A 25,526-nucleotide genomic window follows, 5' to 3' on the forward strand; every position below is an offset into this window, starting at 1 on the left:
CCCACATTTTGAACTGCAACAACCACGGTTTTTCGTGTTTTACCCTCCCTCCTGATACTTGTTCCCATCCGCTAATTTTTCCCGCCTGCATTCGTTTTATAGGGACGACGCGCCTTTGCGCCTACTGATGCGGATGCCGATAGATGAATGCTGAAGACTCCTTGAAACTTGCTCGCCGGTTTATCGGGTTGTCCCTGGAAAAGCGCCAGATGTTCCTTGCGGCCTTGGACAAGGAGGGCGTGGATTTCGCCCGTTTTCCGATTCCGGCCGGCATCGGGGCCGAGGATCGCCAGGCGTTGTCGTACGCCCAGCAACGCATGTGGTTCCTCTGGCAGCTGGACCCGCACAGCGGCGCCTACAACCTGCCGGGCGCGGTGCGGTTGACCGGGCACTTGAATCTATCGGCGCTGGAGCAGGCGTTCGCCAGCCTGGTGGCGCGGCATGAAACCCTGCGCACGGTGTTCCAGCGTCAGGTCGACGGCAGCTTGCAGCAAGTGCCTGCCACGGCGCCGCTGCTGATCGAACAAGTGGATTTCAGCGCACTGCCCGCCGAGGAACGCGAACGGGCCGTGGCGCACACCGCAGAGCAGCAATCGATGCTGCCATTCGATCTGGCGACCGGCCCGTTGCTGCGGGTCACTTTGCTCAAACTCGCCGAACAAGAGCACGTCCTGTTGCTGACCCTGCACCACATCGTGTCGGACGGCTGGTCGATGAACGTGCTGATCGACGAATTCATCCGCTACTACGATGCCTTCGATGCGGGCATGCAACCGCAACTGGCGCCATTGCCGATCCAGTACAGCGACTACGCCTTGTGGCAGCGCCGCTGGCTGGAGGCGGGCGAGCAGGCGCGGCAACTGGCGTACTGGCAGGCGCAACTGGGCGATGAACATCCGGTGCTGGAATTGCCCCTGGATCATTCGCGCCCGGCCATGCCGAGCTATCGCGGCACCCGCTACGAATTCGCGGTCGAAGCGCAACTGGCCGAACAACTGCGCAGCGCCGCGCAGAAGCACAACATCACCTTGTTCATGCTGTTGCTCGGCGCCTTCAACGCGTTGCTGCATCGCTACACCGGGCAAACCGACATTCGCGTCGGCGTGCCCATCGCCAGCCGCAACCGTGCGGAAATCGAAGGCCTGATCGGCTTTTTCGTCAATACCCAGGTGCTGCGTACCCAGCTGGACGGCCAGACCCGGGTCGACGACTTGCTGCGCGCCGTCAAGGAAACCGCCCTCGGCGCCCAGGCCCATCAGGACCTGCCGTTCGAGCGTCTGGTCGAAGCGTTGAAACTGGAGCGCAGCCTCAGTCACACGCCGTTGTTCCAGGTGATGTACAACCACCAGCCGCACGTGGCCGACATGGCGTCGGTCAGCACCGCCTCCGGCCTGGTGCTGGGCAGCATCGACTGGCAAAGCCGCACCACCCAGTTCGACCTCACCCTCGACACCTGGGAGAAGGGCGGAAAGCTGCACGCCGCGCTGACCTACGCCAACGACCTGTTCGAAGCCGACACAATCGCGCGCATGGCCCGGCACTGGACGCGCCTGCTGCAGGCGTTAGTCGAGGATTCGACGCAAAAAATCGGTGAGTTGCCGATGCTGAGCGCAGATGAACATCAGGTGCTGGTGCAGGACTGGAACCGCACCGCTGCGGTCTATCCCGTCGAACAGTGCATGCATCAGCTGATTCAGGCCCAGGCCCGACGCACGCCCGAGGCACCGGCGCTGGTGTTTGGCGAGCGCCAGTTGAGCTACGCGCAACTCGATGCCCGCACCAACCAGCTGGCCAATTGCCTGCGCGAGCAGGGTGTTGGCCCGGATGTGCTGGTGGGGATCTGCGTCGAGCGTTCGCTGGAAATGGTGATTGGCCTGTTGGCCATTCACAAGGCCGGTGGTGCCTACGTACCGCTGGACCCGGAGTACCCGGGCGAACGTCTGGCCTACATGATCGACGACAGCGCGATTGGCCTGCTGCTCACGCAAAGCACCCTGATCGGCGCGCTGCCCACCGACGGCGTCAAGGTCATCGCCCTGGATCAGCAGCACGACTGGCTCGACGGCTACAGCGAAACCTGCCCGCTGGTAGAGGTGCATCCGTTGAACCTGGCCTATGTGATCTACACCTCCGGTTCCACCGGTAAGCCTAAAGGCGCCGGCAACAGTCACGCGGCACTGGTCAACCGCTTGTGCTGGATGCAACAGGCATACGGAATCGATGGCAGCGATTCGGTGTTGCAGAAAACCCCGTTCAGTTTCGACGTTTCGGTCTGGGAGTTCTTCTGGCCGCTGATGACCGGCGCGCGTCTGGTGGTGGCGCCACCGGGCGCACATCGGGAACCGGCGCAGTTGATCCGCCTCATCGCTGACCACGGCATCAGCACGCTGCACTTTGTGCCGTCGATGCTCCAGGCGTTCATCCACGAACCAGGCGTCGAGGCGTGCACCGGCCTCAAACGCATTGCTTGCAGTGGTGAAGCCTTGCCGCTGGATGCGCAATTGCAGGTGTTCAAAAAACTGCCGGGTGCCGGGTTGTACAACCTGTACGGCCCGACCGAGGCGGCCATCGACGTGACCCACTGGACCTGCGTCGACGAAGGCGCCGACAGCGTGCCCATTGGCCGGCCCATCGCCAACCTGCGCACCCATGTGCTGGATGCGCAATTGCTTCCGGTTCCGGCCGGCGTGGCAGGGGAGTTGTACCTCGGCGGTGCCGGGCTGGCGCGCAGTTATCACCGGCGTCCGGCACTCACTGCCGAGCGTTTCGTACCGTGCCCGTTCCACGATGGCGCGCGTTTGTACCGCACCGGCGACCGCGTGCGACAGCGTACCGACGGCGTGATCGAATACCTCGGTCGCCTCGACCATCAAGTCAAATTGCGCGGCCTGCGCATCGAGCTGGGAGAGATCGAAACCCGCCTGATGCAGCATGACCTGGTGCGCGAGGCCGTGGTGTTGGTGCAGGGCGGCAAACATTTGGTGGCGTATCTGGTGCTGGAAAACGCCGACGCCGATGCGCAGTGGGCGCAAACCCTCAAGGCCTGGCTGCTCGGCAGCCTGCCAGAATACATGGTGCCCACTTACCTGATGCCGCTGGATGCCTTGCCGGTGACCGCCAACGGCAAGCTCGACCGCAAGGCCTTGCCGCAACCGGACGCCGCACCGCAACAGGTGTTCGTCGCACCGCAAGATGCCATGCAGGCCACGTTGGCGCAGATCTGGCAGGACGTATTGGGCACGGAACCTGTGGGCCTCGAAGACAACTTCTTCGAACTCGGCGGCGACTCGATCATTTCCATCCAGGTGGTCAGCCGCGCCCGTCAGGCCGGCATTCGCCTCAGTCCACGGGATCTGTTCCAGTACCAGACCGTGCGCAGCCTGGCGTTGGTCGCGGTGTTCGACAGCCGCAGCACTATCGATCAAGGCCCGGTCAGTGGCGAGGTGATCCTGACCCCGGCGCAGCATTACTTCTTCGAACAAGCCATCGCCCAGCGTCAGCACTGGAATCAGTCGCTGCTGCTGACGCCCCGGGAAGCGCTGGATCCGCAAGTGTTGGATAGGGCGCTGGTCGCCGTGATCAACCACCACGACGCCTTGCGCCTGCGCTTCATCGACGGTGCCGAAGGCTGGCGCCAACACCATGCGCCGCAGGTCGAATCCGCTGGATTGTGGCTGCGTCGGGCGTCTTCGGCCGAAGCCCTGACCGCCCTGTGCGATGAAGCGCAACGCAGCCTCGATCTGGCGCACGGGCCGCTGCTGCGCGCCTTGCTGGTCAACCTCGACGATGGCAGCCAGCGCCTGTTGCTGGTGGTCCATCACCTGGCGGTGGACGGGGTGTCGTGGCGGGTGTTGCTCGAAGACTTGCAACAGGCTTACCGGCAAGTGGCGCTGCCCGAGAAAACCAGCGCCTATCAAGCCTGGGCCACGCACCTGCAACAGCATGCCGGCACCTTGTCTGGGCAAATGTCGTACTGGCAGGCGCAAACGGCGGATGCCCGGGACCTGCCGTGTGATAACCCGCAGGGCAGCTTGCAGCAGCGCCACGGGCACAAGATCGAATCGAAACTGGACGCCGAACTGACCCGCCGGTTGCTGCAACAGGCCCCGGCGGCCTATCGCACCCAGGTCAATGATCTGTTGCTCACCGCGTTGGCGCGGGTTATCTGCCGCTGGAGCGGGCAGGGCTCGACGTTGATCCAGCTCGAAGGCCACGGCCGCGAAGGCCTGTCCGACGACCTCGACCTGAGCCGCACCGTCGGCTGGTTCACCAGTCTGTTTCCCGTGCGCCTGCAACCCGAGGCCGGGGCGGCGCATTCGATCAAGTCGATCAAGGAACAACTGCGCGCCATCCCCGGCAAAGGCCTGGGCTATGGACTGCTGCGCTATCTCGGTGAACCGGCGCAGCGGCAATCGCTGCAAGACTTGCCGGCACCACGCATCACCTTCAACTACCTGGGGCAGTTCGACCGTCAGTTCGATGAGGCTGCGCTGTTCGCCCCGGCCCCGGAAAGCGGCGGCCAGGCCCAGGGCGATGATGCGCCGCTGGCCAACTGGCTGACCGTGGAAGGCCAGGTCTATGGCGGGCAGCTCTCGCTGCAATGGGGCTTCAGCCGCGACATGTTCGCCGAGTCCACGGTGCAGCTACTGGCCGATGCCTACGCCGAAGAGCTCAAGGCACTGATCGAACATTGCTGTGCGACAACGCCAGGTCAGGTCACGCCGTCGGACTTCCCACTGGCGCGCATCAGCCAGCGGCAACTGGACGCCTTGCCCGTCGCCGCGCCAGCCATCGAGGACGTGTACCCGCTGACGCCGATGCAGCAGGGCATGCTGTTCCACACTCTCTACGAACCCCAGGCCGAGGCCTACATCAATCAATTGCGCCTGGACATCCAGGGGCTGGAACTGGCGGCATTCGGCCGGGCCTGGCAAGCGGCGATCAACCGACACGACATCCTGCGCAGCAGCTTCCACTGGCTGGGGCTTGAGTGCGCGCATCAGGTGATTCATCGCCAGATCGACCTGCAACTGCAAGTGATCGAAGCGGCCGACCTCGACCTCGATGCACTGGCCGCCGAGGAGCGTAGCCGTGGCTTCGAACTCGGCGCCGCGCCGTTGTTCCGCCTGGTGCTGGTGCGCCGCGGCACTGAAGACTGGCATCTGATCTACACCAGCCATCACATCCTCATGGACGGCTGGAGCAACGCGCAGTTGCTTGGCGAAGTGATCCAGCACTATGCCGGCCAGACGCTGGCCACGCCGTTGGGGCAATACCGCGATTATCTGGGCTGGATTCAACTGCAACCGTTACTGGCCGCCGAGCAGTTCTGGAAGCAAGCACTGGTGCCACTGGAGACGCCGACGCTGCTGGCGCAAGCCTTGCCGGCGCCGGTCGATGGCCACGGCATGGGCGAACATCAATTGACCCTTGAGAGCGCCGCGCTACAGCGCCTGGGTGATTTCGCCCGGCAGCAGAAAATTACGCTCAATACGTTGCTGCAAGGCGCCTGGGGCCTGTTGTTGCAGCGCTACACTGGCCAATCCTGCGTGGCGTTTGGCGCAACCATTGCCGGACGCTCCGCGCCGCTGCCGGGCATCGAGCAGCAGTTGGGGCTGTTCATCAACACCTTGCCGATCATTGCCAGTCCGCACGCGGGGCAGTCGGTGGCCCAGTGGCTCAACCACCTGCAAGCCCTGAACCTGAGCCTGCGCGAATTCGAACATGTGCCGCTGTACGACATTCAGGGCTGGGCCGGACAGCAGGGGGCGCTGTTCGACAGTCTGCTGGTGTTCGAGAACTTCCCGGTGGCCGAAGCCCTCAAGCGAGGGGCGCCGGCAGGCCTGACTTTCGGCGAGCTGCACAATCACGAAATCACCAGCTACCCGCTGACCCTGGGCATCGAAGTCGGTGCCAGCTTGCGTCTGGATTTCAGTTTCGACCGGGCCAGATTCAGTGCTGTGCAGATCAGCCAGTTGGGCACCAGTCTGTTGCAGGTGCTGGAGCAATTCGTCGCGCAGCCACAACAGGCATTGGGCGCGGTCAGCTTGCTGGACCCCGAGGCCCGGGCAAAAGTGTTGGCTTATTGCCGTCCGCCTGCGCCGCAAATCGATAGCCCGCTGCTGGCCCATCAGCGCTTCGAGCAACAAGCGGCACGCACGCCCGATGCGCTGGCCGTGATGGTCGGCGACGAGCGCCTGACCTATGCCCAGCTCAATGCGCAAGCCAACCGGCTCGCCCATCGCCTGCGCGCCCACGGTGTGGCGCCGGGGCAGCGGGTTGGCCTGTCGGTGCGGCGCAATGCGCAGATGATCGTCAGCCTGATGGCCATCCTCAAGTCCGGCGCCGGTTATGTGCCGCTCGATCCGGATTACCCGGCCGAGCGTCTGGCCTACATGATCGAAGACAGCGGCATGGATCTGCTGCTGGCGCAACCGGGGTTGCTCACCGATGTAGCGCTGCCGCAAGGTTTGCCGCGCCTGGCGCTGGAGTCGGGCGCTGACAGTTACTCCACTGAAAACCCGACGAACCTCGCCAGCACCGAAGACCTCGCATATCTGATCTACACCTCCGGTTCCACCGGACGCCCGAAAGGTGTGTGCCTGGCCCACGCCGCATTGCGCGAGTTTTGCGTGATCGCGGCGGACTATTCGCAACTCACCCCTGAAGACCGTGTGCTGCAATTCGCCACGTTCAGCTTCGACGGCTTTGTCGAACAGTGCTATCCGCCGCTGTGCGTGGGCGCAGCACTGGTGATGCGCGGCGATGAGCTGTGGGACACCGACACCCTCTACCGCCAGATCATCGAGCACGGCGTGACCCTGGCCGACCTGCCGGCGGCCTACTGGTTCCTGCTGGCTCAGGAGTGGGCCACCCAGCCTCAGCGAAACAAGGGGCGACTGCGTCAGGTCCACGTCGGCGGCGAGGCCATGTCCCTCGAAGGCCTGAAGCTGTGGTACGCGGCGGGGTTGGGTGAGGTGCGTTTGCTCAACACCTATGGGCCGACCGAAGCCACGGTGGTGTCCAGCACCCACGAATGCACGTTGGCCGATACTCGCAACCACGTCGGCGTGCCCATCGGCAAAGCATTGCCGGGACGTGCGTTGTATGTGCTGGACAGCGAAGGGCACCTGCTGCCGACCGGTTGTGTCGGCGAGTTGTGTATCGGCGGCGATGCCGGCCTTGCCCAGCGTTATCACCAACGTTCGGGGTTGAGCGCCGAGCGCTTCATCGCCGATCCGTTTTCCACCACGCCGGGTGCGCGGCTGTACCGCAGCGGCGACTTGGCGCGCTATCGCGAAGACGGTGCGCTGGAATACCTGGGGCGTATCGATCATCAGGTGAAAATCCGTGGTTTCCGGGTCGAACTGGGTGAGCTCGAAGCGCACCTGCAAGGCCTGCCGATGATCAGCGAAGCTGCGGTGCTGGTGCACGAGGGCGTTGGTGGCAAGCAATTGATCGGCTATGTGGTGCCGGCCAAGGCAGGGCTGCTGGCAGTTGATGCGCGCCAGCTCAACGACACCGTGCGCCGCGCCTTGGGCGAGCGCCTGCCGGATTACATGCTCCCAACACAACTGGTGTTGCTGGCCGCGTTACCGCTCAACCGCAATGGCAAACTCGACCGCGCCGCGTTGCCGGCTCCGCAACTGTGGGAGGTCGAGGCTGGCAGCGCGCCCCAAGGTGCACTGGAAATCGAACTGGCGCAGATCTGGCAGCAGGTGTTGCAGGTCAGTCGCGTCGACCGCGGAAACAGCTTCTTCGAGTTGGGCGGGCATTCGTTGTTGGCGACGCAAATCGTCTCGCAGATCCGCCAGCGCCTGGGCCTGTCGGTGAGCCTGCGCAGCCTGTTCGAACATCCGCGTCTTGAGGATTTCGCCGCTCAGGTGCAGACGCTGCAACACAGCTGTGAACGCCCGGCGCTGGTTGCGGACACCTCTGGCGAACGCCAGCCGTTGTCCTTTGCCCAGCAGCGCTTGTGGTTCCTGTGGAACCTGGAGCCGGACAGTTCGATGTACAACATGCCGGGTGCCTTGCGCTTGCGCGGCGAGTTGAATCTGGCGGCCTTGCGCCAGACCTTCGAAACCCTGGTGCAGCGTCACGCGGTGTTGCGCACCACCTTTTACGAAGAGGACGGCCAGACCTGGCAGCGGGTGCATCCGCATCTGCCGTTGAGTTTTGTCGACAGCGACCTGCGGCATCTGCCGGCACCGGACGTCGAAGCGCAACAACTGGCCCGCGAGGAAGTCGCCCGGCCATTCGACCTGCGCCACGGTCCGTTGCTGCGGGTGCGGGTGTTGCGGGTCGCGGACGACGAGCATGTGCTGTTGCTGACGGTGCATCACATCGTCGCCGATGACTGGTCGTTCCGCCTCCTGATCAATGAATTCGTCACGCTGTATCCAACCCTCAGTCGTGGCGAAACTCCGCAACTGCCGGCGCACAGCGTGCAGTACGCCGACTTCGCCAAATGGCAGCGCCAGTGGCTGGAGCAGGGCGGCGAGTTGCAACGCCAGCTCGATTACTGGCAGCAGCGCCTCGCTGAACCTCTGGTCGTGCTGGAGTTGCCCGCCGATGGCGACCGGCGCACGGCGCAAGCAGGTGCCAGTGCGCATTTCACCTTCAGTGTCGAACTCAGCCAGCAGTTGCGCGACTTTGCCCAACAGCGCGATCTGTCGCTGTTCATGCTGCTGCTGGCCGGTTTCACCCTGGTCCTGCGCCAGCGCACCGAGGTCAGTCGTGTGCGCATCGGCACCGATATCGCCAACCGAAATCAAGCCGAGCTTGAAGAAATGGTCGGCTTCTTCGTTAACCAATTAGTACTGCAAATCGACGTTGATGCCGGGCAGTCGGCGGCGCAATTGCTGGACGCCTGTCGCCGAGCGGTGCTGGAGGCTTCGGACCATCAGGACCTGCCGTTCGAGCGACTGGTGGAGGCCTTGCGCCTGCCGCGCCGGGCCGGACGTTCGCCGCTGTTCGACATCAAGCTGATTTACCAGGAAGGCGTTGGTCGCTTGCCCTCGATGGATGGGTTGCAAGTGGAGGATTTTCCGTCCGGGCGTCAGGCCGCCGAAATCGGCATGGTCGCAGCGTTCTACAACGATGGACAGCACATCCACCTGAGCTTCGAGACACCGGCCGGCCAGTACCTGCCGAGCACGCTGGAATGTTTGTTCGAACAGATTCAGGCGGTGCTCGAAACGCTGATTAGTGCCGATGAGTTGCAGGTTGGCGAGTTGCTCAACCTGGCCGCCGATGTGCAGCGCCGTGCCGATGTGCGCTTGAACGAGCAACGCAAGGCCTTGCTCGGCGGCGCGATGGCGATCAAGCGGCGCTCGGCGATCCGGGGTGTGCCAACCGTGCAATCGACGGCGGACTGATTCAGTCGGCGGTGCTTTTCAGCGCCGCCGTCAACATTTTCTGGAGGGGTTTATGAGCGTTTCAACGACCAGGTCCATTCCCAAGTTGGGTCGTGGTGCCCGCAAAAGCCTGTCCACCGATCCGACGCGGCTGGTGAGTTTTGCGCCGATGTTCGAAGGCCACAGCATGCCGCTGGTGTGCCGTCCTGCTGTGTCCGGCGTGAGCCTGGTGGAATGGGCGAACCAGAATCGCGCACTGATCGAAAGCAAGCTGCTGGAACACGCGGTGATCCTGTTCCGTGGTTTCCAGGTAGCCGATATCGGCGAGTTCAACCGCTGCGTCGATGCGATTTCCGGCGGTGCCCTGGAGTACCTGTTCCGCGCCTCGCCACGGACCCAGATCAGCGGTCAGTTCAAGATCTACAGCTCCACCGATTACCCGGCGCCGGAGAAAATCTTCCCGCACAACGAGCACTCGTATTCGCCGGTGTTCCCGCGTCACCTGTATTTCTACTGCGACACCCCGTCGGCCACCGGCGGTGAAACGCCGTTTGGCGATACCCGCCGGATCCTCGCGCGAATCGACCCGCCGGTGCGCGAAGAGTTTGCCCGTAAACGCATCATGTACGTGCGCAACTACGGCGATGGCATGGGGCTGCCGTGGCAGACCGTGTTCCAGAGCGAGGACCGCGCCGAGGTCGAAGCCTACTGCGCCAAAATCGGTATCCAGGCCGAATGGAAGTCCGGTAACCGCCTGCGCACCCGGCAGAACGGCCCGGCCATCGTCCGCCATCCGCTGACCGGCGAGCGCATCTGGTTCAACCACGGCACGTTCTTCAACGCGCTGACTTTGCCGGACAGTATCCGCGACAACCTGCTGCGTGAATTCGGGCCGCAAGACCTGCCGCAAAACACCTTTTTCGGCGACGGCTCGCCGATTCCCGACGAGGTGATTCGCCACCTGCAAGGCATCTACCGCGAGGTGATGGTCGAGTTCGCCTGGGAGAAAGGCGACGTGGTCCTGCTGGACAACATCCTCAGCGTGCATGCGCGTAACGAATTCACCGGCTACAGAAAAATCCTCACGGCCATGGCCATCGCGCAGAAAAGCGCCGACCTGGATCAGGAATAAGGACACCCGACATGAACACCACCGCCCTCGAACCTTCGGTAGACGTATTTCAGACTTCGGCCCAGCAGGCCTTTTATTTGCGTGCCCAGGAGCTGGGCGGCCAGCCGCTGTTCGCCGCACTGACGTTGCCGGTCGCCAGGCCAGTGGATGCCCAGGCGCTGCGCAGGGCTCTGGAAACACTCGGTCAGCGCCATGAAATATTGCGCACGCTGTACCGCCGCTTGCCGGGCATGAAGTGGCCGGTGCAGAGCCTGTGCGATGGGTTGCCGCTCGCATTGCCGGGCAACCAGCCTTCGGTGGCCGAGGCCTTGAGCCGCAGCCGCGAAGTCATGGTTGAAGATTCGAATCTCGCGCTGGTGGTAGCGCAGGTCGAAGGCGAAGCAGGGCAGCATTTCATCACCCTGCTGACCCCGGCATGCAGTTTCGATGAGACATCACTGCGGGTGCTGGCGAGTGAGCTGGGCTGCCTGTTGCGCGGTGAAACCCTGGCCGACGATGAGGACGCGCTGCAATACCTGGACTACACCACGTGGCAGGAAGAGCTGCGTGAGCAAGACATTGGCCACCAAGGCGCGGCGTTCTGGCGCAATCTGCAACAGCAATTCGCCGTGGCCCATCGCTTGCCGTTTGAAAAAGCCGCCGAGGTTTCCCTTGCTCGCCGTCAGGCCGTGCTCATCGACAAGCAATGGTTTGCCGGTGTGCAACAGTCCGCCGCCGACCTCGGTGTCGAGGCCGAGCAGGTGGTCTTGCTGTTGTGGAGCGCATTTGTCGCCCGCATCGGCCAACAAGAAAAATTGCTGATGGGTTGGCAGGTCGAGGGGCGCAACGAGCAAACCGCAGCGACCCTGGGCCGTTTCGCCCGTCGCTTGCCGGTGGCCTTTGATCACCGCGGCAATCAAACCCTGGCGCAAGCATTGGCGTCCTTTACCGCCAGCGTTGAACAGTCGCTGTCCTGGCTCGACTGCCTCAACGAATTCGAACTGAGCGCCGAAGGCAGCGCGCCGTTGCGTTATGGCTTTGTCTATCAGGCCGCCATCGAAGCCGGTATCGAGGTGGACGACGGCAACCCCGAAGTCCTGCGCCTGCGCGTGCAGGGCGATCGGTTGCAGGTGTCGTGTCTTGACGGTGCGCTGCCCGAATCGATACTGGTCGAATGGCTGGATCAGTTTGTCGAGTTCAGCAGCCAATTGCTGGCGATGCCCGAACTGACCCTGGCTCAGGCGAGTCTGGTCAATGACGCACAACTGAGCCGATTGATCGATGGCTTCAATCCGGACGCTGCCGGGCAGGCATTGCCGTGCCGTTTCCTGCAAGAGCTGTTCGGCGAACAGGCACGCCTGCATCCGCAACGCACCGCCGTGAGTGTCAGCGGTCAGCGCCTGACCTATGCCGAACTCGATGCCCGTTCCAATCAGGTGGCCAATGCCTTGCGCACCCAGGGTGTGGCGCCGGAGCAGGTCGTTGCGGTCTACGGCCAGCGCTCGCTGGAAATCGTCATTGCCTTGTTGGGCACGCTCAAGGCCGGCGCTGCGTACTTGCCGCTGGACCCGAACTACCCGATCGAGCGCCTGGCGTTCATGCTTGCTGATACCGGTGCACGCCACGTGCTGGCCTGCCAGCCGCTGCCGGACGCATTGCGTCATGAGCGGATAATTTCCCTGCTGCCGGGGGCCGACGTCTGGGCCGCCGCGCAAACCGAACCTGCGCCTCAGGGCGACAGCGCCAATCTGGCCTACGTCATCTACACCTCCGGTTCCACCGGCCAACCCAAGGGTGTGATGATCAGCCATGCCAACGCCGTGGCCTCGACCCTGGCGCGTAATGCTTTCTATCAACAACCGCTGCGCGCGTTCCTGATGCTCTCGTCGTTCTCCTTCGACAGCTCGGTGGCCGGGGTCTTCTGGGCGCTGGGGCAGGGCGCGACCCTGTGCCTGCCGGACGAGGACAGCTACAAGGATCCGGTGCAACTGGCGGCGTTGATCCAGCGCGAAGAGATTTCCCACTATCTGACCTTGCCGTCCTACCACGCGCAGATTCTCGAGCACCTCGACCGTCAGGCGCTGGCCTGTGTGATTGTTGCCGGTGAAGCCTGCAGCAAGGCGCTGGTGCAGCGACATCGCGAGGCGTTGCCGGGGGTGACGCTGGTCAACGAATACGGCCCGACCGAAGGCACGGTGTGGTGCTCGGCCTGGGAGCCGCCGCTCGGCCAGGACGACGACAGCATCCCGATTGGCCAGCCGATTGCCGGCATGCGCATCCACGTGCTCGGTCCGGACCTGCAACCGCTGGCCGTGGGCGTCGAAGGCGAGTTGTATGTCGGCGGTGCCGGCATTGCCCGGGGGTATCTGCAACGCGCCACGCTGACGGCCGAGCGTTTTGTCCCCGACCTGTTCGCGAAGGCGGCGGGCCAGCGCCTGTACCGCACTGGCGACCTGGCGCGCTATCGCGCCGATGGCGTGCTGGAGTATCTGGGCCGGGTCGACCATCAGGTGAAAATCCGTGGCTTCCGCATCGAACTGGGCGAAATTGAAGCTGCCATGCGCAGCGCGCCGGGCATCGAGGACGCCGCCGTCATAGCCCGGGAAACCCCGACCGGCCCGCAACTGCTGGGCTTCGTGGTGTCCCCGGCCGACACCGCCGATGTTCGCCTCAATGAATTGCGCAGCCATCTGGCCGAGGCGCTGCCCGAGCACATGCAGCCGGCGCGCTTGCAGGTGCTGGAGCGCTTCCCGCTGATGCCCAACGGCAAGCTCAATCGCCAGGCCTTGCTCGATCTCGACGTGCGCCGCAGTGCCTTCGTTGCGCCGCGCAACGACCTGGAAAAAGCCCTGGCGGCGATCTGGGCCGAAGCGCTGCACGTGGAGCGCGTTGGCGTACACGACAGTTTCTTCGAACTCGGCGGGCACTCGCTGCTGGCCACGCGCATTCGTGCGCGGATTCAGGAGGAACTGAACCTGGCGATCCCGCTCAAGCTGTTTTTCGACGGCGACACCCTGGAACGCCTGGCGGCGCAAATCGAGCAGTTCCGCCAGCAAAGTGAACACCAGGAAAACGATGTAGACGCCCTCGAAGCGTTGTTCGACGAAGTGGATGAGGAACACGCACGATGAGTGCTGCACCGGACAGAATGATGACCCTGGCCCAGCGTTTCTGCGACTTGAGCGCAGACGCCCGGCGTGCGTTGCAACAGAAGATGCATGCCCAGGGGCTGACCCTGGAACTGCTGCCGATCCCGCCACGGGACCGCGCCGTCGACACGCTGCCCGCGTCCTACGCGCAGCAGCGCTTGTGGTTCCTCTGGCAGATGCAGCCCCAGGCCACCGCCTACAACCTGACCGGCGCTTTCCGACTGAGCGGTGAGCTGAACCGCGACGCGCTGGCGCAGACCTTGGCTGCACTGGTGCAACGGCATGAAGTGCTGCGCACCACTTTCGTCTTCGACGAACAGCAAGTGCTGCAAAAGATTCACCCGCAGATGGACACCCCGCTGGTCGAGGTCACTGCCACCGACGACATCGAACTGCAACGCCAGATCGCCCTCAACGCCGAGCAGCCGTTCGACCTGCAGAACGGCCCGTTGATGCGTTGCCGGTTGATCCGCCTCGATGCCCGGCAACATGTGCTGGTGCTGACCTTCCACCACATCGTCACCGATGGCGGCTCGCTGCCGATCCTGTTGCAGGAGTTCACCCGACTCTATGCACAACTGAGTGCCGGGCAGGCCCCGCAGCTACCGGAGCCGGGCATTCAATACGCCGACTTCGCCCGCTGGCAGCGTCTGTGGCTGGAGGCCGGCGAGGCCGAGCGCCAGCTCGATTACTGGCGCGAGCAGTTGGGCCACGAGCACCCGCCACTGAACCTGCCGACCGACCGTCGTCGCCCGGCGATCCCGAGCCAGCAGGGCGCCAGTGTCGAGCTGAAAGTCTGCGCCACGTTGACCGCTCAACTGCGCGAACTGGCCCACCGCGAAGGCTGTACGCTGTTCATGCTGCTGATGGCGGCATTGCAGGCATTGTTGCATCGTTACAGCGGCGAGCAGGACATCCGCGTCGGCGTGCCGATTGCCAACCGCACCCGCCAGGACGTGGAAAACCTGCTGGGCTTTTTCGTCAACACCCAGGTGCTGCGCAGCCAGCCCCGGGCGGATCAGCCGTTTGTGCAATTGCTGGCCGACATCAAGGTTGCGGCACTTGGTGCACAGGCCCATCAGGACCTGCCGTTCGAGCAACTGGTCGATGGCCTGGGCGTGGAACGCAGCCTGAGCCATACGCCGCTGTTTCAGGTGATGTTCAACCACCAGCGCGACGCTGGCGGCCCGCAACGCTGGGACTTGCCGGGGCTGAGCGTCGAACCGCTGATCTGGGATGAAAAAACCACCAAGTTCGACTTGATGCTCGACACCGTCGAGAGTGACGACGGCATCCATGCTTCGTTCGTGTACGCCACGGAGCTGTTCGACGCCGCGACCATCGAGCGTTTTGGCCGACACTGGCTGAACCTGTTGCAGGCGATCTGCACAGACAGCCGCGTGGCTTTGGCGGACCTGAACATGCTCGACCCTGCCGAGCAGCAGGCCACGTTGCTGGACTGGAACCGCAGTGCCGAACTGAATGCCGCTGCCCCGGCGAATCCGCTGTGCGCTCATCAATTGATCGAAGCCCAGGCCATTGCGCACCCGAATAACATCGCCGTAACCTGCGACGGCATCACTCTCACTTACGCCGAACTGAACAACCGCGCCAACCGCATCGCCCATCGCCTGCGCGAGCGTGGTGTCGGCCCGGACGTGCTGGTGGGTATCGCCCTTGAGCGTTCGCTGGAGATGATCGTCAGTCTGGTGGCGGTCCTCAAGGCCGGTGGCGCCTATGTGCCGCTGGACCCGGATTACCCGCAGGATCGCCTGGCCTACATGCTCGCCGACAGCGGCACGCGCCTGCTGCTGACCGCTTCGACTCTGATGCCGCGCCTGCCTTTGAACGAACAGATCGAAGTGATCTGCCTCGATCACGCCAGCGACTGGCTGTCCGAGGCCAGTGCCGACAACTTGCCGAACCTGACCGTTCCAGCGAACCTGGCCTACGTCATCTACACCTCCGGCTCCACCGGCAAACCCAAAGGCACGCTGCTGCCCCACAGCAACCTGACCCGCCTGTTCAGCGCCACCGAGCATTGGTTCGGATTCAACGCGGACGATGTCTGGAGCCTGTTCCACTCCTATGCCTTCGACTTTTCCGTATGGGAAATCTTTGGCGCGTTGTGCTACGGCGGCAAGCTGGTGGTGGTGCCGCACGCGGTCAGCCGTTCCCCGGAAGACTTCGCCCGTTTGCTCAGCGATGAGGGGGTCACGGTACTCAACCAAACCCCCTCGGCCTTCCGCCAGTTGATACCGTTTGCCTGCGCCAACGCGCAAAGCATGGCCCTGCGTTACGTGGTGTTCGGTGGCGAGGCACTGGATGTGGCCAGCCTGCGGCCGTGGTACGACGCTTTCGACGATCGACAGCCGTTGCTGATCAATATGTACGGCATCACCGAAACCACCGTGCACGTGACCTACCGTGCGCTGTCCCGCGCCGACCTCGATGGCAACAACAGCTCGCCGCTGGGCGAGCCGATCAGCGATCTGCGCTGGTACGTGCTCGACCCGCTCCTGAACCCGGTGGCCAAGGGTTGCGTTGGTGAGCTGTACGTCGGCGGTGCCGGCCTGGCCCGTGGTTATCACCAGCGTGCCGATCTGACCGCTACGCGGTTCGTGCCGGACCTGTTCGCCGCCGAGTCGGGGGCGCGCTTGTATCGCACCGGCGATCTGGCGCGGTACTGCGCCGATGGCAGCATCGAATACGCCGGGCGTATCGACCATCAGGTGAAAATTCGTGGTTTTCGCATCGAGCTGGGGGAAATCCAGGATCGCCTGCAAAGCCACCCGGCCATCGAGCAAGCATTGGTGCTGGCGCCTGAGGTCAACGGCAGCCAGCAATTGGTCGCGTGGTTCACCGCTACCAGCGACGACAAGGATTTGCGTCAGTCCCTGCGCGAACACTTGCAGGCCGGTTTGCCGGACTACATGGTGCCGGCGCATCTGATCAAACTTGATCATTGGCCGCTGACCAGCAACGGCAAGCTTGATCGCAACGCATTGCCCAAGCCCGACGCCGCGCTGGCGCAACAGGTTTACACGGCGCCGATGGATGAGATGCAGACCGAGCTGGCGGCAATCTGGCAAGACGTACTCAAGCTCGAGCGCGTGGGCATCGACGATAACTTCTTTGAACTGGGCGGCGACTCGATCATCTCGATCCAGGTGGTCAGCCGCGCGCGTCAGGCCGGCATTCGCATCACCCCGCGCGACCTGTTCCAGCATCAGACCGTGCAGAGCCTGGCGAAAGTCGCTGAGCGCAGTGCGGGACTGATCATCGATCAGGGGCCGGTGCGCGGTGACGTGTTGCTGACGCCGATCCAGCACTGGTTCTTCGAGCAGCATATTGATGCTCGCCATCACTGGAACCAGTCGCTGCTACTGGAGTTGCGTGAGCCGCTGGACAGCGATTGCCTGCAACAAGCGCTGGCGGCGTTGCTGGAGCATCACGATGCCCTGCGTTTGTGCTGGCATCACGATGCCCTGCGTTTGTGCTGGCATCAGGTGGATGGCGTGTGGCGACAGGCGCAAGCCGAACAGTGGTGCAGCGCCGATGTGCTGTGGCAGCGCCAGGCGGCGAACGCCGAAGAGTTGCTTGAGTTGTGCAACGCCGCACAGGCCAGCCTGAATTTGCAGGATGGCCCGCTGTTGCGTGCCTTGCTGGTGGACATGGGCGCCGCAGGTCAACGCCTGTTGCTGGTGGTGCATCACTTGGCGGTGGACGGGGTGTCCTGGCGCTTGTTGCTCGAAGATTTGCAAACGGCTTACCAGCAGGCACAGAAGGCTCAGCCCTTGCGTCTGCCATTGAAAACCAGCGCGTATCAGGCCTGGGCAGCGCGTTTGCAGTTACATGCACAGAGCCCGGAACTGGCGACGCAAGCCGCTTACTGGCAAGCCCAATACCACGGCGTCGCGCTGGAACTGCCAGCCGACAATCCCCAAGGCAGCCTGGCCAGCCAGCACACTGAGAGTGTGGAAACAGTGCTCGACAGCACGTTCACCCGCCAACTGCTGCAAGACGCTCCGGCGGCTTACCGCACCCAGGTCAACGACCTGTTGCTGACCGCACTGGCGCGGGTGCTGGGCAACTGGACCGGCCAGCCGTCGACTCTGGTGAAGCTGGAAGGTCACGGTCGTGAAGACCTGTTCGACGACATCGACCTGACCCGCACCCTCGGCTGGTTCACCTCGATTTTCCCGGTCAAACTCACCCCGGCCAGCGATCTGGCCGGCAGCATCAAAGCGGTCAAGGAACAGTTGCGCGCCGTGCCGGACAAAGGCATCGGCTTTGGCATCCTGCGGTATCTGGCCGACGTTGGCCTCAAGGACTTGCCATCACCGCAAGTCACCTTCAACTACATGGGTCAGTTCGATGCCAGCTTCGACGAACAGGCTCCGTGGCGTCCGGCCCGGGAAAGCGGCGGTGCCGAGCAAGGTGCATCGGCCGCGCAGGAGCGTGGCCTGAGCATCAACGGTCAGGTCTTCGCCGGGCAATTGCGCCTGAGTTGGTCCTTCAGCGGCGAAGTGTTCAAAGCGCAAACCGTGCAGCGCCTGGCCGATGCCTACGCCAGCGAACTGCAACGGCTGATCGAACATTGCCTCAGCGGTGCCGGCGGCCTGACCCCGAGCGATGTGCCGCTGGTCAGTGTCGATCAGGCGCAGCTGGATGCCTTGCCGCTGGCGGCAAACCGGATCGAAAGCATCCTGCCGTTGTCGCCTATGCAGCAAGGCATGTTGTTCCACAGTCTGTTCGCCCCGGATGCCGGAGCCTACGTCCCGCAGATGCGCGTGGATGTGCAGGGCCTGGATGTCGAGGCGTTCCGCAACGCCTGGCAGCAGACGCTTGAGCGCCATGAAATCCTGCGCGCGGCATTTTTCAGCGAAAGCAACGGCTCGCGGCCGCTGCAGGTGATTCTGGCCGACGCCACGCTGCCGCTGACCGTGCTCGACTGGCGCAATCAAACGGGCTTGTCCCGCGCTCTGGATCAATTGGCAGATGAAGATCGCCTGCGCGGTTTCGACCTGACGGTGGCGCCATTGCTGCGCCTGACTCTGGTACAGACCGCCAGTGACAAGCATCACCTGATCTTCACCAACCACCACATCCTGCTGGACGGCTGGAGTACCTCGCAGTTGTTCGGCGAAGTGCTGCAGCGGTATTCCGGAAACATGCCCGCACCGGGCGTTGGCCGTTATCGCGACTACATGGGCTGGCTGGGTACTCGCGACCGTGCCGCGTGCGAAGCGTTCTGGCTGGAGCAATTGCGGGCGTTCACCGAACCGACACGTTTGGCTGGTGCCTTGCCGGCACCGGTTGCAGGGCAGGACAACGGTCATCGCACTCTGCACCTGAGCCTGGACCGCGCAACCACCGAACGCCTGAGCGGCTTTGCCCGTCAGGCCCGCGTCACGCCCAACACCCTGCTGCAAGCTGCATGGCTGTTGCTGTTGCAACGCTACACCGGGCAACAGACGGTGGCGTTCGGCGCCACGGTGTCGGGGCGTCCGAGCGAGTTGCCAGGGATCGAACAGCAGATAGGTTTGTTCATCAACACCTTGCCGGTGATCGCCACGCCGCACCCCGAACGCACGGTCAGCCAATGGATCGATGAAGTCCAGGGACTCAACCTCAAGTTACGCGAAGTCGAATACACGCCGCTGGCTGATGTACAGCGCTGGGCCAGTCATGCCGGCGAGGCGCTGTTTGACACGCTGCTGGTGTTCGAAAACTACCCGGTGGCGCAAGCGCTGGAGGAGGGCAACAGCAGCGCGCTGAAGTTCTCCGGTATCCGTCACCATGACCAGACCAGTTTCCCGCTGGCGATTGCCGCCGAGTTGGGCGAATGCCTGGACCTGCGTTTCAACTACGACACGGCGCTGTTCAGCGCCACGGCCATCGAAGGGTTGAGCTCACGTCTGCTGGCGTTACTCGACACCATGGTCAGTGCGCCGCAACAGCCTTTGGGGCGCTTGAGCCTGCTCGATGCCGCGCAAACGACGCAGCAGGTCGAAGGTTTCAACCGCTCCGCGCAAGTCTGGCCGGAGGTGCGCCCGGTCTATCAGTGCTTCGAAGCCCAGGTACTGCAAACCCCGGAGGCTCCGGCCCTGGTGTTTGCCGGCCGGACCCTGAGTTATCGCGAACTCAACCAACAGGCCAACCGCCTGGCGCACCTGTTGCGCAGCCAGGGCGTGGGCGCCGAAGTGTTGGTGGGCATCGCTGCCGAGCGTTCGCTGGAACTGGTGATCGGTCTGCTGGCGATCATGAAGGCCGGTGGCGCCTACGTGCCGCTGGACCCGGACTACCCGCGCGAACGTCTGGAACACATGTTCGACGACAGCGGCGTACACCTGCTGCTGACCCAGCGGCATCTGCTTCAGCAATTGCCGATCCCGGCCACCACCACGACGATCTGCCTGGACGACATGGCGCCGTTACTCGAAGGCCAGAGCGAAGAAAACCTGCCCTGCGTGGTCGAGCTGCAATCGCTGGCCTACATGATCTACACCTCCGGTTCCACCGGCAAACCCAAGGGCGCGGCCAATCACCATGAAGCCTTGTACAACCGCCTGGCGTGGATGCAGGGCGCGTACCCGCTGGATGGTCGCGACACCGTCTTGCAGAAAACCCCGTTCAGTTTCGACGTGTCGGTCTGGGAGTTCTTCTGGCCCCTGATGACCGGCGCACGGCTGGTCGTTGCCGAACCGGGTGCCCATCGCGATCCGGCGCAACTGGTCGGCCTGATCGAGCAGTACCGGGTCAGCACCCTGCATTTCGTGCCGTCGATGTTGCAGGCGTTTGTCCAGGGCGAAGGCTTCGAGCGTTGCGCCAGCCTGCGGCAGATCATGTGCAGCGGCGAAGCGTTGTCGGCGGATTTGCAGCACAGCCTGTTCCGCGTCTTGCCGAACGTTGGCCTGTACAACTTGTACGGCCCGACCGAAGCGGCGATTGACGTGACCCACTGGACCTGTGTCGATGACGGTGGGTTCAGCGTGCCGATCGGTTATCCGATTGCCAACCTGGTGACCTGCATTCTCGACGACAGCCTGCAACCGCAGGTGCAGGGGTGTGTGGGCGAGCTGTATCTGGGCGGCATCGGCCTGGCCCGTGGTTATCACAACCGCCCGGACCTGACCGCCGAGCGCTTCGTCGCCAGCCCGTTCGGTGAGCAGGGCGAGCGTCTGTACCGTACCGGCGACCTCGCACGCTACCGTGAGGATGGTGTGATCGAATACGTCGGCCGCATCGACCATCAGGTGAAAATCCGTGGTTTGCGCATCGAACTGGGGGAAATCGAAGCTTGCCTGCTGGCGCATCCACAGGTGCGCGAAGCCGTGGTGATCGCCCTGGACGTTGGCAAGTCCAAGCAATTGGTGGCTTACGTTGTCGGTCAAGCCGACGTTGAGCCACTCAAGCAGCACCTGCGCAACGCGCTGCCCGAGCATATGCAGCCAAGCCACATGCTGCTGCTCGATCAGTTGCCGGTGACGCCCAACGGCAAACTCGACCGCCGCGCATTGCCGCAGCCGGACCAGCAAGTGCGCGAATACATCGCGCCGCGTAATGCCGTGGAATCAACGTTGCAAGCGGTGTGGCAGGCGTTGTTCGAAGTGCCACAGGTGGGCATGCACGACAACTTCTTCGAGCTGGGCGGCGACTCCATCGTCTCGATCCAGGCCGTCAGCCGCGCACGCAAGGCCGGTTTGAGCATTTCGCCCAAGGATGTGTTCAGTCACCCGACTATTGCCGAACTGGCGACAGTTGCCCAACCACTCGTGGCAGATCAAACCGTGCCGGCCGTGGTTGCACCGGCAGCGAAAATCGAACTGAGCGCAGCGCAGTACCAGGCGTTGGAGTTGACGGCGGACGAAGTCGAGGACGTTTATCCGCTGTCGCCGATGCAGCAGGGCATGTTGTTCCACTCGGTGCAGGACGGCGACTCGGGGCTGTACGTCAACCAGATCGAAGTGGGTGTGCGCGGTGTTGACGGTGCGCGTTTTCGTGCGGCCTGGGCCGATGCCGCCCGGCGTCACGGGATTCTGCGCACCGCATTCCTGTGGGAAGGCGACAGGGAGCCGCTGCAAGTGGTGCGGCGTGACGCGCCTGCGTTGCTGACCGAGCTGGACTGGCGCGGGCTGGATGATCAACCTGAGCGCGTACGCCAACTGGCGATGGAGGAGCGCGAGCGTGGCTTCTCGCTGAACCGCGCTCCCTTGTTGCGTCTGCTGCTGGTGCGTCTTGAGGATGATCGCTATCGCCTGATCTGGACCTACCACCATATCCTCATGGACGGCTGGAGCGTGTCGCGCCTGATCGGTGAAGTGTTGCGTCATTACAGCGGCGACCCGCAGGAACCGGTGGCCGCCTATCGCGATTACATCGACTGGCTCGGCCAGCAAGTCGCCGAAGCCAGCGAGACGTTCTGGAAGGGCAAGCTTCACAATCTGGAAGGCGCCACGCATTTGGCCCGCGCCTTGCCGGTCAAGGCACCGCAAACCGGTTATCACGCGATCTACACGCACCTCAATGCGAGTCAGACCGCTCGCTTGCAGGCGTTTGCCCAGCAACAACAGGTGACGCTCAACACCTTGGTGCAAGCCGCGTGGTTGCTGCTGTTGCAGCGCTACACCGGCCAGCGTACGGTGACGTTCGGCGCCACCGTTTCCGGGCGTCCGGAAACCCTTAACGGCTCGGAGAACATGCTCGGGCTGTTCATCAACACCTTGCCGGTGGTCAACACGGTGCCCACCGACGCGAGCGTCGGTGACTGGCTGCGTGAAATCCAGGCCTGCAACCTCGACATCCGCGACTTCCAGCAAACCCCGCTCAGTGATATCCAGCGCTGGGCCGGGCAGGGCGGGCAGTCGTTGTTCGACAGCATCATCGTCTTCGAAAACCAGCCGGTGGATCGCACCCTGCGCGAGTGGAACGGCGACTCGCTGCGTTTCGAAGATGTCTCCGACTTCGGCCTGACCAGCTTCGCCATGGACCTGATGATCAGCCTCGATGAAGGGCTGCGCATCGAGTACATGCACCAGCGCGATCAGTTCGATCTGGCGACCGTCGAAACCCTGCGCAGCCACATGGAAAGCCTGATGCAGCGCCTGTGTGAAGACGCCGGGCGTGCCGTCGGCGAGCTGGGCCTGCTGACTCTGGACGAAGGCCGGGCACTGGACGGCGAACGGCCGATGCTGGCGGACGGTGACGAGACACCGGTGCACGAGCTGATCCGTCAGCGTGCGCGACTGCAACCGGATCACACGGCGCTGGTCCTCAGCTATGCCGACCGCGACGCCGAGCACTTGAGCTACGCCGAACTGGACCGTCGTTCCGATGCTTTGGCGGTGCACCTGCTGGAACAAGGCGTGCAGGCCGAAGACGTGATTGGCGTGTTCATGGAGCGTTCGCTGGAGCTGGTGGTGTCGCTGCTGGCGGTGATGAAGTGCGGCGCCGCGTATGTGCCGCTGGATCCGCAATACCCGCAGGAACGCCTGCGCTACATGATGGCCGACAGCGACATGCGCCTGCTGTTGACCCAGGAACGGCTGCGCGAAACAGCGCAGTTGAATCCGGGTACGGCGATGGTCGCGGTGGACCGATTGAATCTCGACGTCGAGGTGTCGGCACCGCAACGTGCTGTGCACGCCGAGCAACTGGCCTACCTGATCTACACCTCCGGTTCGACCGGCAAACCGAAAAGCGTCGCCGTGGCCCATGGGCCGTTGAGCATGCACGTGCAAGCCATCGCCGAGCTGTACGAAATGGACCCGGACAATCGCGAACTGCATTTCATGTCGTTCGCCTTCGATGGCGCCCATGAACGCTGGATCACCGCGCTGGTCAGCGGCTCGACCCTGGTCATTCGTGACAACACCTTGTGGACCGCCGAACAGACCCTGGCCGTGCTGCATCGCCAGCGCATCAGCGTCGCTTGCTTCCCGCCGGCGTACCTGCTGCAACTGGCCGAGCACGCCGAACTGCAGGGCGGTGAACCGCCACCGGTGCGCATCTATTGCTTCGGTGGCGATGCGGTGCCGGACGCCACGTTCGAGCGAGTCAAGCACACACTCAAGCCGCAATACCTGGTCAACGGCTACGGCCCGACGGAAACCGTGGTTACGCCGTTGCTGTGGAAAATCGCCGCCGACGGCCACTGCCAGGCGATGTACGCACCGATTGGCCAAGGCGTCGGCAGTCGCAGCCTGCACGTGCTGGACATGGACCTCAATCCGCTGCCGGTGGGCATCGTCGGTGAGCTGTACATCGGCGGACGGGGTGTCGCGCGCGGCTACCATCGTCACCCGTGGCAAAGCGCCGAGCGCTTCGTTGCCGATCCGTTCAGCGCCGAGGGCGGGCGCCTGTACCGTACCGGTGACCTGGTGCGCCGTCGCGAAGATGGTGTGTTCGATTATGTCGGGCGTATCGACCATCAGGTCAAGGTGCGCGGCTTCCGCATCGAACTGGGGGAAATCGAAGCCCGCTTGCGCGAGCAGGCCGGGGTCAACGATGCGCTGGTGCTGGTGCGGGACAACGGCCAGGGGCCGCAACTGGTGGGCTATGTGGTGGCGGCGCAAGACGATGGCCTCGGCCCGCGTTGCCAGGTGGCATTGCGCGAAAGCCTGCCCGACTACATGGTGCCGACGCAGGTCGTGGTGCTGCCACGTTTCCCGCTGACCCCCAACGGCAAACTCGACCGCAAGGCTCTACCGGATCCTGCCTTCACCGGTCGCGACTACGTGACCCCGCGCACGCCGCTGGAATGGGCGTTGGCGGACATCTGGCAACAGGTGCTGGGCATCGAGAAGGTCGGCATTACCGACAACTTCTTCGAGTTGGGCGGAGATTCGCTGCGCACCCTCAAGGTGATCTCGAAAGTGCGTGCCCTGAATCAGCCGGACTTCCAGCTGAAACTGCGCGACATGATGGCCAAGCCGACGATTGCCGGGTTGTCCGGTGTCGATGAGCAACCCGTGCACCAGAGTCCACAACCGCTGTTGCTGCTCAATCAGGCGGTGGACGATCAACCGCCGCTGTTCTGCCTGCACGCCGGTTTCGGCACGGTGTTCGACTACGAACCGTTGGCCCGGCGTCTGGAAGGTCAGCGCACGGTGTACGGCGTGCAATGCCGGATGTTGCTCGACCGGCAGTGGCATGACTCGTCGCTTTCGCAGATGGCCCGTGATTACGTCGAGGCTATTCGCGGCAAACAGCCTCAAGGGCCGTACCACCTGTTGGGCTGGTCGCTGGGCGGGGCGTTGGCGTTGATGGTGAGTGACTTGTTCGAACAGCAGGGCCAGCGAGTGGCGTTCCTCGGACTGGTGGACAGCTTTGTGCCGACCCAGGCCAATGCCGTCGCCACTGCGGATGAGTGGCGTGTGGATCTGGTCGAGTTCCTTGGTGCAACCTTGGGCATGGATGGCGAGGTGATCGCCCGGGCGTTGAGTACCGAGTCGGCGGGGGACCACGATGCCGTGGCGCGGATCATTCGTGCGGTGATCGACGGTGAAAGCGATCAGGTCAGCGGTTACGCGCTGCTCGGTGCCGACGAGTTGGCCCAGACGTTCATGGTCAGCACACGCTTGAAGGCGCTGTCGCGGCAGGTCGAAACCCTGCCGATTCCGCAAGCCGGGCTGCATTGCTGGTGGGCCGATGGCAACCCGACGGCCGAACGCGCGACCCTCGAGCGCCAGCGACCACGGCTGCGCAAGGTGCAAACAGTGACGTCCGGCCACTTCGATATCCTGCAGCAGGATGAGTGTCTGGATGCGGTGGTGGCGCTGCTTGGCCGCGAGGTGGTGCCACAAAGCTGATCATCTGTGGCGAGGGAGCTTGCCAGTGGTGAGGCAGCTTCTCTGTGGCGAGGGAGCTTGCTCCCGCTGGGTCGCGAAGCGGCCCCAAAACCGGCCG

At 63.6% G+C, this 25,526-nt stretch carries 4 protein-coding genes; all 4 read left to right on the plus strand.

The window, feature by feature from the left end; genetic code table 11:
- Positions 1–143 precede the first annotated feature (143 nt).
- Genes PMI28_RS26860 through PMI28_RS26845 form a run of 4 tightly spaced genes read left to right on the plus strand, consistent with a single transcriptional unit; the run spans position 144 to position 25,429 of the window.
- Positions 144–9,377: a non-ribosomal peptide synthetase gene (locus PMI28_RS26860; protein ID WP_007981736.1), complete on the plus strand. Its 9,234-nt coding sequence runs from the start codon at positions 144–146 to the stop codon at positions 9,375–9,377.
- 52 nt (positions 9,378–9,429) lie between these two features.
- Positions 9,430–10,488 (plus strand): TauD/TfdA family dioxygenase, encoded by a 1,059-nt coding sequence (locus tag PMI28_RS26855; protein WP_007981738.1) that lies wholly within the window; start codon positions 9,430–9,432, stop codon positions 10,486–10,488.
- A gap of 11 nt (positions 10,489–10,499) precedes the next feature.
- A complete protein-coding gene (locus PMI28_RS26850) occupies positions 10,500–13,598 on the plus strand; it encodes a non-ribosomal peptide synthetase (protein WP_007981741.1) in 3,099 nt (1,032 codons plus the stop codon).
- Positions 13,595–25,429 carry a non-ribosomal peptide synthetase gene (locus tag PMI28_RS26845; RefSeq protein WP_007981743.1) on the plus strand — a complete coding sequence of 3,945 codons (11,835 nt, stop codon included), beginning with the start codon at positions 13,595–13,597 and terminating at the stop codon, positions 25,427–25,429. Before PMI28_RS26850 ends, PMI28_RS26845 begins: the two co-directional genes overlap by 4 nt.
- Positions 25,430–25,526 lie beyond the last annotated feature (97 nt).

This window comes from Pseudomonas sp. GM48, from assembly GCF_000282335.1.
Taxonomy (GTDB): domain Bacteria; phylum Pseudomonadota; class Gammaproteobacteria; order Pseudomonadales; family Pseudomonadaceae; genus Aquipseudomonas.

What these genes read in the sequence shown, in the direction of transcription:
- PMI28_RS26845 (WP_007981743.1), top strand. Translation starts at nt 13,595, where the DNA reads ATGAGTGCTGCACCGGACAGAATGATGACCCTGGCCCAGCGTTTCTGC.
- PMI28_RS26850 (WP_007981741.1), top strand. Translation starts at nt 10,500, where the DNA reads ATGAACACCACCGCCCTCGAACCTTCGGTAGACGTATTTCAGACTTCG.
- PMI28_RS26860 (WP_007981736.1), top strand. Translation starts at nt 144, where the DNA reads ATGAATGCTGAAGACTCCTTGAAACTTGCTCGCCGGTTTATCGGGTTG.
- PMI28_RS26855 (WP_007981738.1), top strand. Translation starts at nt 9,430, where the DNA reads ATGAGCGTTTCAACGACCAGGTCCATTCCCAAGTTGGGTCGTGGTGCC.